This window comes from Alitiscatomonas aceti (assembly GCF_025567195.1).
In the GTDB taxonomy this organism is placed as follows: domain Bacteria; phylum Bacillota; class Clostridia; order Lachnospirales; family Lachnospiraceae; genus Alitiscatomonas; species Alitiscatomonas aceti.
On the sequence record NZ_JAOQJF010000037.1, the window covers coordinates 13,343 to 27,395 of the forward strand.

Here is a 14,053-nt window from a genome sequence, read left to right on the forward strand (position 1 = left end):
TCCTCCTTCCTGTCTAAAACATTCCTCCAAGGCTCTCCAATGCCACATAGCAGATAATCGCCAAATAAGTCAGCAGAAAACATACCAGCATGACAAAGGAAAAAACACGGATCTTAGGAGGGATTTTCTGTGCCTGTGCTTTTAATCTCTGCAGTTCGATCTGCTTAAAATCATGAGCCAGCATCTGAAAATACACTGTGCTGTCATCCCCTCGAAGAACACCAATCAATCCACGTACCACATCGGACAGCATGGGCGAGTTCAGTCTTGCCTCAAATCGTGTCAGCGCCGCTTCATAATTGGAGGAACGCATATCCGCCAGAAGAATATCTAACTCTCCAGTCAGCGCTGGTCCCGCATTCCCCTTGAACCGCTCCAACATACCGATCACATTACGGCTTGCTTTCAGTTCCTGTTCCATAGTCGCCACCATTCTCGGAAGCTCCCCCTCTATCTCTTCCCGCTTTGCCTTTAAGGTTTCATCAGCTTTCTGATTTTCCTTAAAGTAAAGAAGTAAGGCCAGCACAACCACGACAGGAACCAGCAGCGGAAAAAGGAACATGCAGGGAATCGCCCCCAAAAGTACTGCGCCTGATTTTACCAGAGCATACGCCTGATACACTTCCGGGGTCATATTCATTCCACTGGCTTTTAACACATTCTGCATCCTGCTTCTCTTATATGCATCCATCCGGATGAAACCAGACAGTCGCACTGCTAGGATCATAAAATAAGTTTCCAATGTCTTTGCCGCTTTCCGCTCCTGTTTTACCGTACCCAGCATGGCCTTCGCCGCACCCATGGTAGGTAACTTTAGAACAGACGCAGTTAAAAAGAAAAGTCCCAGAGCTAAAAACAGCCCGAATAAAAATAACAAGCCTTCCATAGCTACCTCCTGTATTCAATGGGACGGGTCAGTTTCACTACAAAGCCAGCGGATATAAAAATAGCCGCCGCAGTGGCAGCCAGAATACACTGTCCCAGTACCGTATGCATCAGTACATCATACCAGTCCTGATTCAGCAGATACATAAGAGGAATATTGCCTACTACAAACACAACCATGATCATAAACTCTTTTCTTGGTTCTGCGATCATGTATTCCAGTTCTGCGTTCACATTCCGCATATCTGACAGCTTTGATACGATGGGCGGCAGTGTAGTCTTTAAGCTCCGGTCATGCTGGCAGTCACTGACCGCATCGCACCACTCCCGAAACACCTCATTATCAATCCTTCCCCGCAAAATCCGAAGGGCGGCCTGAACATCCGGATTTACCATTTTAATCTGGATGAGAAAATCCTGAAATACTCTGGACACTGGAGGATTTAAATATGCTATATTCTCCTCCACCGCCGTCACAATATCTTCTGTCCTCAGATATGCTGTGGTAATGACCGAAAGCGCCGTTTCCAGTTCTGCAGACACATCCCTTTTATAATGATTGGCAGTCAGTTTCACATACCAAAATGGTAGAAATAAAAAACCCACTGCCATCACCGGAGCCAGGAAAAAATTCCCCAACAAAATAGCAATGGATCCCCCAGCGCAAAACAGTGCCAGAGCAACTGCACAGATGATGGAAAACCGGTTCCCCCTGCCCGTCATTTGAAGGATATTCTGTGCTTCCTCCAGTTCCCTGCGCAAAATCCCTGATTTTTTTCTTCCTGATGATTCCCTGATGTCTTCCCGCAGACTTCGTTTTGGATTCAACAGAAATCCAAACAGGCTGTCCGTAAACTCCACTGTCTTCATTCCCAGCAGTAAAAATACACCCACTATCATTCCCGCACACGCCAATAGCTGAATCGCCGTCATTCATTCTCCTCCTCTCTATCCTTTTTTACATTCAAAAGTCCTGCCAGCGTTTCCTGCGGCATTCCATTCTCCATCAGCCGTCTTGCCAGACTGTCCGAGATTGGGTTGATTTGTCTATGGTGCCCCACAATTACAAACTTTCCATCCTCCACCCTGTTTTCCGTAATCTGATATTGAAACAGTGGACGGTATCGTCTGGTTCCATCTGCCAGAATCTCACACTCCATGATTTCCATTAAACGGCGTTCCTTGTTTTCCAGCTGTTTGCAGAAAGCGATGATCGGATAGGCTTCCGTTACAAATCCCATCAAAGTCTCATCACTCATATCCACAGCACGTTTACACAGGGAAACCATGCGGCGGTAAGTTGCCTCACAACTCATGGAATGGATGGTTGTCACAACCGCAACACCGGTTCTGGCAGCCTCCTGTGCCGCATTCGCTTCTGGTCCACGCATTTCTCCTACCACAATAATGTCCGGATTAAAGCGTAGCGCCATATCAAGAAGCGTAATCTGATCTACTCTCTGCCTCTCATTCTCGCTGTCACGGGTCAAGGTATGAATCACGGAATTGACTACCCTCCCATCCTTTCTGCGTACCAGCGCCAGCTCCCTTGAACCATTCTCAATACTGTAAATACGCTTACCGTCCGGAATTGTGGTCAAAAGCCAGCCTAAAAGTGTGGTTTTTCCGGAGCTTGTGGCTCCCGCCACACACACAGAGATTCCATACCGGATGCACTCCGATAAAAAATCCAGCATCTGACTAGTTGCCGTTCCTCCCTTTATAAAGTCCTGTTTCTTCATGCTCTGGGGATTCACAATTCGGATCGAGGCTGCCACCCCGACATCCTCATCAACAAGAGGTGTCTTCAGTACAGCAATACGGATATTTTTACTTAAATGTCCCAGAACGCTTGGACTCGCATCATCCAGCACCATTCCAGACACATGCAACATACGCCGAATGACATTGATGGCATGTTCGGGGCTTTCAAAATGCTCTTTCAATTTTTCTGTCACTCCACCAGAATACTGGACCTCCACATCATCCCAGGCATTTACATCGATCTCCTCGATTCCTTCCCCGTAGATGTACTTTGTGAGAAAACCGAACTCTGCCATTTCTGAATAAATCGCATCAATCAGCTCATCCGTGGTTTTTCCCGGTACTTGTATACGGTTATCCTGAATATACTTCCCGGCAAATCGGCGGATCTGTGCTTTTATTTCTTCGTTTCCATCTCCGGTTACCAGATTACTGTATTCTTTGGAAAGATACGCCTGTATCTCCTGCAGCACGGACTGAAAGTCACGCCCTTCATCCTCTGATGCAAAAAACAGGTCATGGGTACGGAGAGAACGACCTCCCGTTTTTTGAGTACACAAAGGAGCCTCTATGTCCTCCTCTTCTGACCAGATATCCTCCTTTCCATGCATCTGTCCTTCACAAGCCTGTTCCGACAGGCTATCATTTTGGAAGTTTTCTTCTGTCCCCTCCCCTCCATCCAAGCCATCCAAAGAAGCCTCCGTTTCCATGATCTCCTCCGGAAGATGTCCAGAATCCTGTCGTGTTTCTTCCCGAACAGCTTCGGGAAAACCCGCAGAAAACGCGGCTTTGCTGCGTCTTTCCCCTAACATCCGAACACCTCCTTTGTGATTGCTTCCATGGTTTTTCTAAACCCCTTACTGTCCTTTAGCACCAGTTCTTTCAGAAGGTTCCCTTCCAGAACCTGTGCCTTTACTTCCTCGGAATGAGGGATCTGGAATGCCACATTGCCGAGCACCCGTTCAATGTGTTCGCTGGCCTCATTGGGATATACATTGCTGGCCACTTTATACTGCTTTTCTGCATCCCACTGACTGTCCTTAAGAAGCGGAAGCTGACTGGAAAGATAACTGATGGATTTCAGATCACAGTTTACCAGCCGCAGCACTGCATCCGCCTCCATCAAGGCAATGGCCGAAAGAATGTCATTGGCAATACAGCTTCCACAATCAACGATGATATAGGGAGCGATCTTTCTCAAACACTGCAGTAATTCCTCTGCCTGTGTCCGCTCGTAAGGTGGATATGTGTATTCATTTTCCCCCTTCCTCATTCCAAGGATCGTTAGATGGCGTATTTTTTTATGAGTAATACAGTTATGGCGTACCAACGATTCCGACACATGGGTTGCTGCCAGAACACTCCCCAGAGAATGCTCCTCGTCCAGGTCTCCCGGAGGACAGATACAGGGAAGCATCGGTGTATTCATATCACACAGAAGGAGAGCCACATCCTTCTTCTGCATGGCAAGACGCGCCGCCAGCTTCACTGCTGTCGTGGTTTTACCAGATCCAGGACTTCCCCAGACTGCCAGCATTTGATTCTCATTTTCCGGTTCCCAGTCAGGAGAGCTGTCCCCGGCTCCCCTGCTGAAAATACTGTTTTTCAGAAAATTCAAGGCTTACTCCACCTCGCTTTCCTCTGTTTCACCCTGTTCGGACTCTTCCTGCTCCTCTGCTTTGGTTTCCTCTGGCTCCTTATCAGAATGATCCGGCGCCTCGTTTTCTTCCGCTTCTCCTTCCATATCTTCTGGAGGATACAGTTCCGTTAATATCTGGTTTTGCGCTTCCAAAAACTGCCCTGCACTCTTTTCATCCCCACGATACACCAGAGACAAATGCAGTTTTCCATCTGCCTCCAGCTCTGCCAGAACCATTGACTGCTCTGGCGTTACCAGCAAGGTAACGGTTCCAGGCAGCTCACGATCCGCTCCATCTTCCAGTTCTTCTCCCGTATTTGCGTCATATCCGCTGTTTGCAGTCACAGCAATGACCTCCACATACTGAAGCTCCGCAGGAATTACCGTTTTTCCCTGCTTTCTATAATCTGGAGCTATAACTGACACAATATCGCCGCTCTTTAGCTTTCCAGACAATCCATTGGCAAATGCCTTAACCGTAACAGAGATTGCCTGCTTTTCTCCTGTCAGATGATAGAGATAGGCATTTTCTGCCGCCGGCTCTTCTGCAATCTTGGATGTCAGGATGTAATCTCCTGGCGCCAAATCTGCAGATGCAAATGCCCCAACCACAGTATCCGAATGTTTTACTACATCATCTGGCAGGTTATAACTGCCAACCTCTATGGTCTTTACCATGTCAGAAATAATTTCTTCTCCCACTGAAATTGGTTTTACTACACGGACAATTTCCGTCTTTTCACTCATAGCCTTATTAAACAATGGTGTAACTGCAAAGCAGATGATCAAAGACAGCACGATGCAAAGCACACCAAGTACAGTCCTGTTTTTCAAAAATCGCATTTCATCTCCTCCAACTCTTTTCCTTATTTTGGTTCCTTTTTAACCAGTGTTCCACTGACTGCTGTCTACCTATTTTCTGTTGTGGTATATGATGGCCGCAATCATTGTAAGCGGCACTGCAACACAAACCATGATCCATAATTTCTTCTTCATATCATCCATCCTCCTAATCTCATACAATAAACGGCTGCCGCTCCTCCTGCCAGAAACGGTCCCACAGGAAATGCTTCTTTATCTCGTTTTCCCTTGAACCGATTCCACAGGCAGACCATACAACCATACATCACAAATCCTGTCAGTCCTAAACAGGAAGCAGTCAGGCTTGCAGGAAGTCCTAGTACCAAGCCGGTTGCTCCTGCCAGCTTGATATCACCGCCGCCAATTCCACCTTCCCTCTTGCAAAATAATGCAACTATGAGGTATGGCACTGCCCCTAAAGCTCCAAACAGCTGTCTGGGTGCAAAGTTCAGAAAGGAAAGCAGGGCAATCCCTGCCTGGAATCGGTCCGGAATAATCCGGTACCGAAGATCCCAGGCAGAAACCGCAATAAGCAGCGAGAAAAAAAGCACTGCCTGTACTGCCTGAAGCAGCGATATCCTGATCTCCATATCAACCGCTATAGTCAAACATTTCCTGCACCCTGCGTACCAGTGTAGGAAGTACGGTATCATTAAACAGTGCATAAAGACCTGCCAGAAGCAGTGCTCCCAGCACAACTGCGATCAGGATCTTAATGGCTGTGTCCACATATCCCTCACCAGATGTATCCTGAAGCTTGTTTTTTACGTTCCACATATGCATAACCATTGCATTTCGATAATTTACCAGCTGTCTTTTAATATTCTTCATTTGATCTCCTCCATTGATTTTCTGTTTTTGTTCTCTGTACCCCTTAAATCAGACCATGTTCTGCCCTGGATTTTGAGGGGGTGCTGTCTGTAAGGTAGATGCCTGTGCCATGGACAGTGCCTCTCCATACGCTCCCAATACCGCTTGTTTCAGCTCGTTGCGGAATTCCTCCGTCACAGGAAAACAGATATCCTTGTATCCATCCTGTGTTTTCCGGCTGGGCATAGACATAAAAAGCCCATCCTTACCTCCCTCGACGATTTTGATTCCCCGGACGGCAAAACATCCGGCGATTGTGGCGGATGCATAGGCTCTGATCCCGCCCTGTACTCCTGGTGGATACATAGATGTAATCCGAACGTCTAAATCTGGCATACTGATTCTTCCTCCTTTGTTTTTTTCTGCTCATAAACCGTTCCTTTCTGGATCTATTTCAGTCAAGCAGACAGACAAAACTGCCTGCTAAAACTGCATGGTGTGTATGAATTCCTCCGCCGGTTGCGACTCTGTAAAATCAATTCTCTTAAAGTCATAGCGATCCACATAAAAAAAGGAACTCCCTGTTTCATCATAGAGTTCCAGCACATCACTAATGGATAGCCCATGACCTGTATAACCGGACGGCGGATGATACCGGAATTTATCATAGAGTTCTTCCAGGTCATTGGTGTCAGATGCCCCTTCATAGACTTTGATATAAAAATCCGGCTTGGGGGAGCCATATTGCTGCTCCATCTGGGAAAGTGCAAGGAACTTCATATGCACATCCACATCTCCTCTCAGTTGCCAGATGCGTACATCTTTTAACCCCTTTGCCGATTCCATATCTTCCTGGCTATTTGCCAACCGGTCGTAGATACCGTCCTGCCACTGAATTTTTTGGATATTCCTCTGCTTACGCAGGAAGCTTTCTAATGCTTCATTCTGAAACATGGGATCCACTACTGCACATCCTTCCGTCACACGACCTACCCGGTTCCCATAATACCGGATCACTCCATTTTCAATCTGAATCTGCTTCATTTCCCTTCCCTCATTTCTAAATCATCTCCATCCCCCCGTCCTTCTGTGCCTGTTGAAACTGTTCCAGACTCTGCACATCGGGAAAGATCATCCTTCCCTCTAACATTTCCAGTACGGCAAAATCATCCCTGTCGCAGATCAAAATCCGATACTGGTAGTCCTTCTGCATCATTACATAGCTCCATACTTCCTCTGGATTTGCCAGCCATACCCCTGACGCATAGCGTCCATCCGGCAGAAAACTGTATCCAGAATATTCTGGGGAATGTCCATGTAAATCCAGCGCCCCAAATGGACGGATCTGGGAGAGCTGGAGCCGTTCCTTTTCCCCCAACAGTTCTGGCCGCAGCACACCAACCACATCCCTGTTCCAGCAGTGCCATGCCTCCCCAGTAGATAAGGAAACCAGATGGGCAATGGAATGTCTGGGATTTTCTGTTTTCTGGATATTCGTACAGAAAAAAAGCTGCCCCGTGTAATGCTCTGGTAATACCTTTGAGGGAAGAACCACCACCCGGTTCTGGATAGATGCCTCCTTTTCTGTCTGCATACAATCCTTTTCTGTGAATTCCTGCATAATCTTACCCCTCCTTTTTCTGCAGCAGTCTGCTCAGTTCTCCGATCAGATCCAGTCGGAGGCTGTCCGGCATAAACTGAAATGCAGTACGGACATATGCCTCCACTGCCTCCGGAGACTGATCTCCCACCTCGATAATCTCTACCTTCCGGACTGTAATTTTTCCACCCGCCATTCCCAGACAAACAATATCCCCATACTCCAGCTTTGCCGCTTCCCTCATAGATTTTGGAATCAGGACACGTCCCTTTCCATCCACTAAACGATACATCGGTTTACTCATCTGGTCCTTTTCTCCTTTCCCATCAATGCCTCCACTTCATTGGGTTCAATCCCCAGCTCATCGAACACCTTCAGATAGGGTTTGCAAACCGTCTGTACCGGAGCCTCAATACCAATCAGAATCACTCCGGGGACTGTTTCTATCATCAAATCACAATCAAGCGGAATCCCAGCCGTCAATAACAGTTCACTAGGCACAGAAAGGACACCGTTTTCCTTTTTTTGCACCATTGTTTTTCTCTTGTTTTCTGTTCTCATAGCACCTCTCTTTCCGGACAGATTTCTTCCCGGATCTCATAATGATCCGTTTCTCCATCTCCCCACATTCCAAATAAATCCAACTGTCTTGGTTTTGACCGCTCCCTCTCACCAGGATCATAATTGGTAATAATGACCTCTGGAAACTCACAACCGCCCTCATACCTCTGGGCCAGGTTATTGATGCGGGTAACGGCTGTAATAAAATATCCTGCATACAGTTCCCGGATGAAATCGCAGTCATTGTAGCTGACCATCCACTTCCCCCTGCTCCCTGTCAGAGTGTCTCGGAGCCGTTTGTGATCCTCTTTTCGGAATACCACTGCATAATGACCTTCCGTCTCATAATAGGGCGGATCGCAATAAAAAAAGGCACTATCCCGGTCATACTGCCGAATCAGTGCCTCAAAGTCTTTATTTTCTATTACGGTATCTGCCAGCCTGCGGGATGCCTGCCAAATGGTGTCAAAGCAGTTCCTCACATCAAACGGACGGCAGCCAAAGGACGTGCAGCCACTTCCATAGCTGTACCGGATCAGTTTAAAAAATGCAGCCGCCCGTTTTACATCGGTTACCTCTGCATTTTCCAGCAGGATTTTTTTCACTTCCTCATAATCCGGCGGCATCAGATGCTTCTCTGCCAGCTCCAGCTCCTCAATTAAAAATCGGGTATCCGGTTCCTGCTTTTCAATAAAATTACGGATTACTGCAAATTCATCCCTGCTGTTTAACGGAAGAAATCCGAGTTCCTTAAGGAATGCCCCCGTGCGGTTCTTGACGCAATAAAACAGGTTTGCCAAGTTAGAGTTATAATCATTATAAATCTCCATACACCGGTCATCTGGTGGTTTTCCAAACAGTACCCAACCACCTCCGCCGAACACCTCAATGTACCGGTCATAACTTGCAGGAAACATCGTGTAAATCAGGCTGCGGAGTGCTTTCTTTCCGCCAACCCATGAAATAAAACTGTTGATTCTGCATCCCTCCTAACATCCGCAATACTCGTGAAACATATAACTGAGTCCTACGCAAATACCGGTGACATCCCAGGTTCAAAATCCAGCTCCTCTGCCTGTTCTACTGCTTTTTCCAGTCTTTGGGCCTCCCTATCAAATCGGTAAACAAAATTCCCCAGCCTTTCCTGTGGATTCACGGCTTCCGCATTTACTGCCTCTACCATCGCATTCAATTCTCTTACGCTCATATTCTCTGTTTCTTTTAGAATAATCGTTTCATGAATCGATGACGGAATCACGATTAAATCTGATCCCAGCTTTTCTGCAATAAGAGACATTACTTCTTCATCACACATATAAACCGCCCCATTGACCTGATTTGAATTCGTCAGAACATACATCATTGCATTGGGATCCACATCCTCTAAATGTTCCAAACTACCGGCCTTGACATCTCCCGGTTCGTCAAAATACATTTTTGCCAGCATATCCTGTAAATCCAAAAAACAAGGAGGATTGCTCTGCTTCATGTTTTCCCAGGCATCCTGCTTTAATTGCTCCTCGCTGACTCCCAGCCACTTCAGCCTGTCATAATTGATAATGGCACTTCCGTCCTTTTCTCCGTCCACCAACACATGAAATCCATAAACCAGTGCCAGATCCTCACGTATTTCATGAGGACAATCTGCAAGAAAATCAACATTTTCCTGTGCATTTCGGACATAGACGGTCAGCCCCTTCTTTATGGTTTCATAATCCCATTCTTTACTGGAAATGCCATCTATGGTTATTGCCGTTTCCTGACACTTCTGATAATCCCGAGCGATGTTCTGCCACACATCTTCAAGCTTCTTTCCGTTCTCAAGCTCCTGATAATAGGATTCCAGATATAAAAGCGGGACGGAGGTGTAGCTTGGGCTACCTGACAGATATACTCCCTGTAATTTGATGTTGTTATTTTTTAAAACCTCTCTGATTTCCACTTTTCTCTCCTGAAAAGATTCCGGAAAAAATCGTTTTAAATTCTTTTCTGTTAACTGTAAAAACTCCTCATAGGTCATTTTCTACTCTCCTTCGCACTCATTCTTATTAATTTCCACCACTCGATTACAACACAATTCCAGCTCTTTCCTTACTGCATTTTCATTCCCTGCTCTGTGTTCTGCTGTGCCTGTATTAGAAAATCTTCATTGCGGGTAATCATTCCATAGGCTGTCTGCACACTTTCCAACAGCCCAAGCTGACGTTCCCCATATCCCTGAAAATCAAATGTAGCAAATGCTGGATCATCAATATTAATCTCCAATTCACGAAACAGATACCTTGTATACGCAGCCATGGAATACATCTGTGGATCATAGGAATAACAATCCAGATTTTCCGCAATGTGAAGAGCCTGTTCTAGGCTATCGCATTGCTCTAGCTCCAAAGCTGCCTCGAATTTGCAAAGCGTTCTATCATCAGTAAATTCCTGAATCCGTCTTGCCAGTTCATTCAGCGTCTCAATGTCATCTGTCTGCTTAACGGATAATCCTTGCACTGTGCTGATGCTCTCCGCAATGATACAGTCATCAAAAGTTCTCTCATTTAATCTGTTCAGCACCCACTGAAATCCCAAATCTGTAGTTGGAAGCTCCAGCCAGGTTCCCTGTTCTTCCGGATATTGAGATCCGACCAGACGAAGAGAAAAAATCCCTCCAGCCACTCCGTCAATATCGGGAAGGTGAATTCCATCATAAATATCTTGATAGGAAAGAGCATTCTCAAATACATAACCTTTTGAGGTAAATATGCCCATTTCCTCCTTACGCTGATCCATCCCCACTCTTTGCGGATCCAGTAATTTTCTTACATCCACTTCAAAAATATGGATCCAGTCCAATCTATCTTCTTCTAAGCAGAATTCTCCCAACATCCTGTCATTTATAATACCAGGGCGGAATTCAAAGCACTTCAGGTTATAACAAAGATTGAGTAAATCTTTTATCCCAACTGGAGCATCCGTATTTTTTTCCTGACGCATCTGAATGGCTGCTTCATAAGTTTCCAGCTGAATGGAATCCATATGGGCAACCAGACAGGCTAATACATTGACTTCTTCCAAAGTAACAGCTTTTGCCTTTTCCAATACACTTGTAAGAAAAGATGGCCATTCCCCCAGAAGTTCAATCTGGTAAGGCTCATTTTCATGAATAAAGGCTCTCATCTTTGCATCCTTCAAAAAAGCGGGTTCTGCTGGAAGCCTCACCTTCGCCCCTTGATAACTCCGCTCTAGGAAATATGCTTCTGAATAAATGGCAACATCCAGGGCCGGTTTTAATGTATGCGCCGTCCCTTTCAAAACCTCTTCCGGACATACAAAGTAGTCCAGTCCCTCATTTCCAAGAAAAACCGTAAGTTCTCCATCTGGTACCAGGATCCTTGTCTCTTGCATTTCTCTGATAAAGCCTCCAGCAGCAATCATCTCCCATGTTTCTGCTAAACTCTGAACCTCCTCATGTGTCAGTTTATCCTGTGAGTCTGCCTGCAGTACACTCCATAATCTTCCCCCATAAGCTTCCAGATCCAGTGACAGGCTAACCGGCTTATGCAGCCTTATTTCATTATTAAAGTATGTCATCAATTTCTGATTTCTTTTTCCCAACAATCCTACATCTTCCATATGGTCGCGTATAAAAGACGAATAGTTTTCCATCTCATAAGCGGTCAGATGAGTACCTTCCTCTGTACTATTCAGAGAATATATCTCTCCTTCTATGGGACTGAACAATCGAAGGGTATAAAATTCTCCATCATAATGCTCCAAAAACAATCCCTCCTTTCTGAACGACTGGTTCCTGCTCTTCTCCTTTCAAACCTTCTTCTGTGGTCAGAAAGAATTCATCTCCACTGTTCCAAAAGCTGACATACAGTTCTCCCTCTGGAATTTTGATTCCCCGCTGTTCAAAGCCTTCTCCCCACCCATCACTTTCCTGACCTTCCCAGTACTCCTTTACTGCTTCAATCTCCCTTTCAGAAAGCTGGTTAAGACTTTCTACTTCCAGAACTCCCCATAGTTCCCCCCGCCAGACTTCCACGGTAGGCTTCATACTGTAAATTTTCTCTTCTAACTTTGGATCATCCAGATAGACCGCCAGCCCCCTATCTCCTTCTTCCTCAAGATTTTCCTCTGCAATCCGTTTCAGGATCTCCGTCTCATAGCTGCACAACTCAGCTGGAAATACCTCCTCGCCGTATTCCTCCAAGTTTCCCCAGTCATCTTTTGCATACATGGTAGCTATCAGAGGACTGAAAAACCGAAGTACAGAACGCTCCGTTGTTTTTTCACTGATGCTGTCCGATTTTACTCCTGTCAATACTTCTTTCCTCCTCTCGTAAAACTCTGCTTCCATGCCTGCGAATCACACAGGCCGTCATAATCCATTCAAATGCCCGGTCGCTCACCAGCTCTGGATCTGTAAGTTCTGATAAACGAATATGACTGCTTCCCTGATACAGATCCCTTGCCATATGAAACAAAACGTAGCCATCCAAATCAACACCATGGATATGGATTTTGGAAAAATGAATCCCCTCCTGGTCAATTGCCTCTAAAGCTCTGCTACACAAAAATCGATCTGCGGAAAGAAGATAGACCGCAGAACAGGTCGCTGCTTCTTCAATGGCTCTGTTACACTTCTCTCCCATAGCCAAAAACCGTTCTCTATGACCATTTTGAAAAAAGCACGGATTTCTTCTCCCTGTCAGACGGCACACGCGGCTTACAAAGGTGCTGACAGCCACTTCCTCTGCCAACACCTCCAGAAGCTCATAAAACGGGACACAATCGGTAACACGGCGTTCACACGGGCTTCTCTGATTTTCCAGACAACCAGAAAGGTGACTGATAACCATTCCGCTCCTTCTTGGACGAAATCCTGGTATATGCTGCATTTCCTTTTCCAGTCCAGCATAACGTGTATCACTCATAAATCGAATCATTGTTTCCTACCTCCTCAATATCTCAATTTCTTCTACCCTAATGTCATTCCTCCATATCCTTGTTCTTTTGATTCTGATAATGTTTCAACCGCCTCCTCCCTTGTACGAAACATTCTCCACGGTGAAACTCGATGATAAAGTCCAGTATGACTTCGTACTCCAAAATACCTCCCGTCATAACTCTCTACCGTATATTCGCAGGTACTTTTTTTTGTTTTGTTTGTGATCATCACACAGGTATCTCCCTTATTCCATCCATAAGGAAAGCCTGAATCTTCTTTTAGCTTTTTTTCATCCATTTTCTTCAATTACCACACTCCCCTTTTCTTTGAACTTTTTAACGCCAAAAAGCCAACCATGTTCTAGTAAATAAAACATGATTGGCTCACCTGCTTCTAAATATATAAATACCAGTTATCCCCTTAAATCTTTTTCTCCTTATGATTTATCCACAAGGTTGTCCAGACTTACCTTTTAAGATCACACCTAAAGCGACAATACGAGTACAGATTCCAGATGTTGGCTAATATTGGATATTCTTTTCGATACTTGAACTTTGTTCTATACCTTATATTTTGTCTGGTGCACCAGCAATGAATATCCTTCATCATCATCGAATCTCCCATACCTATACGCTCGCCTAATATATTAATCTTATACTCATCCATCTCTGTTTTCGCAAATAAATAGAACCATACATTATAATATCTGATTCTATACACCTTGCAATCATCACTGTACTTCATACACACTCCTGTTTATACTGTTTCTCTATTTCCACTATTTCCACTGTATCTACATAATATATAGCGTGAATTAGGGGGGTAAATATTCCCACCAGGATCAGCACCACCTCGATCACGCCAACACCGTCTTCTTCCTTTAAAAACTCCATGATCCTCATACGGTCCCTCCTCGTATAATAAGTTTGTAAGCAAGAAAACAGCTTACAGACTTATTCTTTTTTTTGGTATAAATGGTAAGGATTTCTAC

The 14,053-nt window shown here is 45.3% G+C and carries 19 protein-coding genes; all 19 read right to left on the reverse strand.

Features of this window, described 5'->3' with window-relative positions; all coding sequences use genetic code 11:
- Nucleotides 1–13 precede the first annotated feature (13 nt).
- Nucleotides 14–886, reverse strand: a complete 873-nt coding sequence (locus OCV69_RS14120) for a hypothetical protein (protein ID WP_002593816.1) — start codon at nucleotides 884–886, stop codon at nucleotides 14–16.
- A 2-nt stretch (nucleotides 887–888) separates the two neighbouring features.
- Nucleotides 889–1,818, reverse strand: a complete 930-nt coding sequence (locus tag OCV69_RS17045) for a type II secretion system F family protein (protein ID WP_158359834.1) — start codon at nucleotides 1,816–1,818, stop codon at nucleotides 889–891.
- Nucleotides 1,815–3,461 carry an ATPase, T2SS/T4P/T4SS family gene (locus OCV69_RS14130; RefSeq protein WP_158359832.1) on the reverse strand — a complete coding sequence of 549 codons (1,647 nt, stop codon included), beginning with the start codon at nucleotides 3,459–3,461 and terminating at the stop codon, nucleotides 1,815–1,817. Before OCV69_RS14130 ends, OCV69_RS17045 begins: the two co-directional genes overlap by 4 nt.
- Nucleotides 3,455–4,267, reverse strand: coding sequence for an AAA family ATPase (locus OCV69_RS14135; RefSeq protein WP_002593819.1), 813 nt, complete (start codon nucleotides 4,265–4,267; stop codon nucleotides 3,455–3,457). The genes OCV69_RS14130 and OCV69_RS14135 overlap by 7 nt, the downstream gene beginning before the upstream one ends.
- A 3-nt stretch (nucleotides 4,268–4,270) precedes the next feature.
- Entirely contained in the window at nucleotides 4,271–5,131 is an 861-nt protein-coding gene (cpaB, locus tag OCV69_RS14140; RefSeq protein ID WP_002593820.1) for a Flp pilus assembly protein CpaB, read from the reverse strand.
- A 149-nt stretch (nucleotides 5,132–5,280) separates the two neighbouring features.
- Nucleotides 5,281–5,739 (reverse strand): prepilin peptidase, encoded by a 459-nt coding sequence (locus OCV69_RS14145; protein ID WP_038292381.1) that lies wholly within the window; start codon nucleotides 5,737–5,739, stop codon nucleotides 5,281–5,283.
- A gap of 1 nt (nucleotide 5,740) precedes the next feature.
- Nucleotides 5,741–5,980 (reverse strand): DUF6133 family protein, encoded by a 240-nt coding sequence (locus OCV69_RS14150; protein ID WP_002593822.1) that lies wholly within the window; start codon nucleotides 5,978–5,980, stop codon nucleotides 5,741–5,743.
- A gap of 48 nt (nucleotides 5,981–6,028) precedes the next feature.
- The gene (locus tag OCV69_RS14155) at nucleotides 6,029–6,355 is read right to left on the reverse strand and encodes a SpoVG family protein (protein ID WP_002593823.1); all 327 of its coding nucleotides are present in this window, start codon (nucleotides 6,353–6,355) and stop codon (nucleotides 6,029–6,031) included.
- A gap of 87 nt (nucleotides 6,356–6,442) precedes the next feature.
- Nucleotides 6,443–7,003: a YodL domain-containing protein gene (locus tag OCV69_RS14160; protein ID WP_002593824.1), complete on the reverse strand. Its 561-nt coding sequence runs from the start codon at nucleotides 7,001–7,003 to the stop codon at nucleotides 6,443–6,445.
- A gap of 16 nt (nucleotides 7,004–7,019) precedes the next feature.
- Nucleotides 7,020–7,580, reverse strand: coding sequence for a hypothetical protein (locus OCV69_RS14165; protein WP_002593825.1), 561 nt, complete (start codon nucleotides 7,578–7,580; stop codon nucleotides 7,020–7,022).
- Nucleotides 7,581–7,584: 4 nt separating this feature from the next.
- Nucleotides 7,585–7,863 (reverse strand): division/cell wall cluster transcriptional repressor MraZ, encoded by a 279-nt coding sequence (locus tag OCV69_RS14170; protein ID WP_158359830.1) that lies wholly within the window; start codon nucleotides 7,861–7,863, stop codon nucleotides 7,585–7,587.
- The gene (locus OCV69_RS14175) at nucleotides 7,860–8,120 is read right to left on the reverse strand and encodes a hypothetical protein (RefSeq protein WP_008400407.1); all 261 of its coding nucleotides are present in this window, start codon (nucleotides 8,118–8,120) and stop codon (nucleotides 7,860–7,862) included. The genes OCV69_RS14170 and OCV69_RS14175 overlap by 4 nt, the downstream gene beginning before the upstream one ends.
- Nucleotides 8,117–9,097, reverse strand: coding sequence for a DNA adenine methylase (locus tag OCV69_RS14180; protein ID WP_158359828.1), 981 nt, complete (start codon nucleotides 9,095–9,097; stop codon nucleotides 8,117–8,119). Before OCV69_RS14180 ends, OCV69_RS14175 begins: the two co-directional genes overlap by 4 nt.
- A gap of 50 nt (nucleotides 9,098–9,147) precedes the next feature.
- Nucleotides 9,148–10,140 carry a DUF5688 family protein gene (locus OCV69_RS14185; RefSeq protein ID WP_055650595.1) on the reverse strand — a complete coding sequence of 331 codons (993 nt, stop codon included), beginning with the start codon at nucleotides 10,138–10,140 and terminating at the stop codon, nucleotides 9,148–9,150.
- 71 nt (nucleotides 10,141–10,211) lie between these two features.
- Nucleotides 10,212–11,885, reverse strand: a complete 1,674-nt coding sequence (locus tag OCV69_RS14190; protein WP_158359826.1) for an antirestriction protein ArdA — start codon at nucleotides 11,883–11,885, stop codon at nucleotides 10,212–10,214.
- Entirely contained in the window at nucleotides 11,872–12,435 is a 564-nt protein-coding gene (locus OCV69_RS14195) for a hypothetical protein (RefSeq protein WP_227145557.1), read from the reverse strand. The genes OCV69_RS14190 and OCV69_RS14195 overlap by 14 nt, the downstream gene beginning before the upstream one ends.
- Complete coding sequence (locus OCV69_RS14200; protein ID WP_158359824.1) at nucleotides 12,404–13,060, reverse strand: hypothetical protein; 657 nt, start codon at nucleotides 13,058–13,060, stop codon at nucleotides 12,404–12,406. The genes OCV69_RS14195 and OCV69_RS14200 overlap by 32 nt, the downstream gene beginning before the upstream one ends.
- 32 nt (nucleotides 13,061–13,092) lie before the next feature.
- Complete coding sequence (locus tag OCV69_RS14205) at nucleotides 13,093–13,368, reverse strand: hypothetical protein (protein WP_330613154.1); 276 nt, start codon at nucleotides 13,366–13,368, stop codon at nucleotides 13,093–13,095.
- Nucleotides 13,369–13,802: 434 nt separating this feature from the next.
- Nucleotides 13,803–13,964, reverse strand: a complete 162-nt coding sequence (locus OCV69_RS14210) for a hypothetical protein (RefSeq protein ID WP_262563170.1) — start codon at nucleotides 13,962–13,964, stop codon at nucleotides 13,803–13,805.
- Between the last annotated feature and the right edge of the window lie 89 nt (nucleotides 13,965–14,053).

Bases quoted from the DNA above. Each gene is read 5' to 3' on its own strand.
- OCV69_RS14160 (WP_002593824.1), bottom strand. From the start codon at position 7,003: ATGAAGCAGATTCAGATTGAAAATGGAGTGATCCGGTATTATGGGAAC.
- OCV69_RS14150 (WP_002593822.1), bottom strand. From the start codon at position 5,980: ATGAAGAATATTAAAAGACAGCTGGTAAATTATCGAAATGCAATGGTT.
- cpaB (WP_002593820.1), bottom strand. From the start codon at position 5,131: ATGCGATTTTTGAAAAACAGGACTGTACTTGGTGTGCTTTGCATCGTG.
- OCV69_RS14145 (WP_038292381.1), bottom strand. From the start codon at position 5,739: ATGGAGATCAGGATATCGCTGCTTCAGGCAGTACAGGCAGTGCTTTTT.
- OCV69_RS14165 (WP_002593825.1), bottom strand. From the start codon at position 7,580: ATGCAGGAATTCACAGAAAAGGATTGTATGCAGACAGAAAAGGAGGCA.
- OCV69_RS14200 (WP_158359824.1), bottom strand. From the start codon at position 13,060: ATGATTCGATTTATGAGTGATACACGTTATGCTGGACTGGAAAAGGAA.
- OCV69_RS14185 (WP_055650595.1), bottom strand. From the start codon at position 10,140: ATGACCTATGAGGAGTTTTTACAGTTAACAGAAAAGAATTTAAAACGA.
- OCV69_RS14130 (WP_158359832.1), bottom strand. From the start codon at position 3,461: ATGTTAGGGGAAAGACGCAGCAAAGCCGCGTTTTCTGCGGGTTTTCCC.
- OCV69_RS14120 (WP_002593816.1), bottom strand. From the start codon at position 886: ATGGAAGGCTTGTTATTTTTATTCGGGCTGTTTTTAGCTCTGGGACTT.
- OCV69_RS14170 (WP_158359830.1), bottom strand. From the start codon at position 7,863: ATGAGTAAACCGATGTATCGTTTAGTGGATGGAAAGGGACGTGTCCTG.
- OCV69_RS17045 (WP_158359834.1), bottom strand. From the start codon at position 1,818: ATGACGGCGATTCAGCTATTGGCGTGTGCGGGAATGATAGTGGGTGTA.
- OCV69_RS14155 (WP_002593823.1), bottom strand. From the start codon at position 6,355: ATGCCAGATTTAGACGTTCGGATTACATCTATGTATCCACCAGGAGTA.
- OCV69_RS14175 (WP_008400407.1), bottom strand. From the start codon at position 8,120: ATGAGAACAGAAAACAAGAGAAAAACAATGGTGCAAAAAAAGGAAAAC.
- OCV69_RS14210 (WP_262563170.1), bottom strand. From the start codon at position 13,964: ATGAGGATCATGGAGTTTTTAAAGGAAGAAGACGGTGTTGGCGTGATC.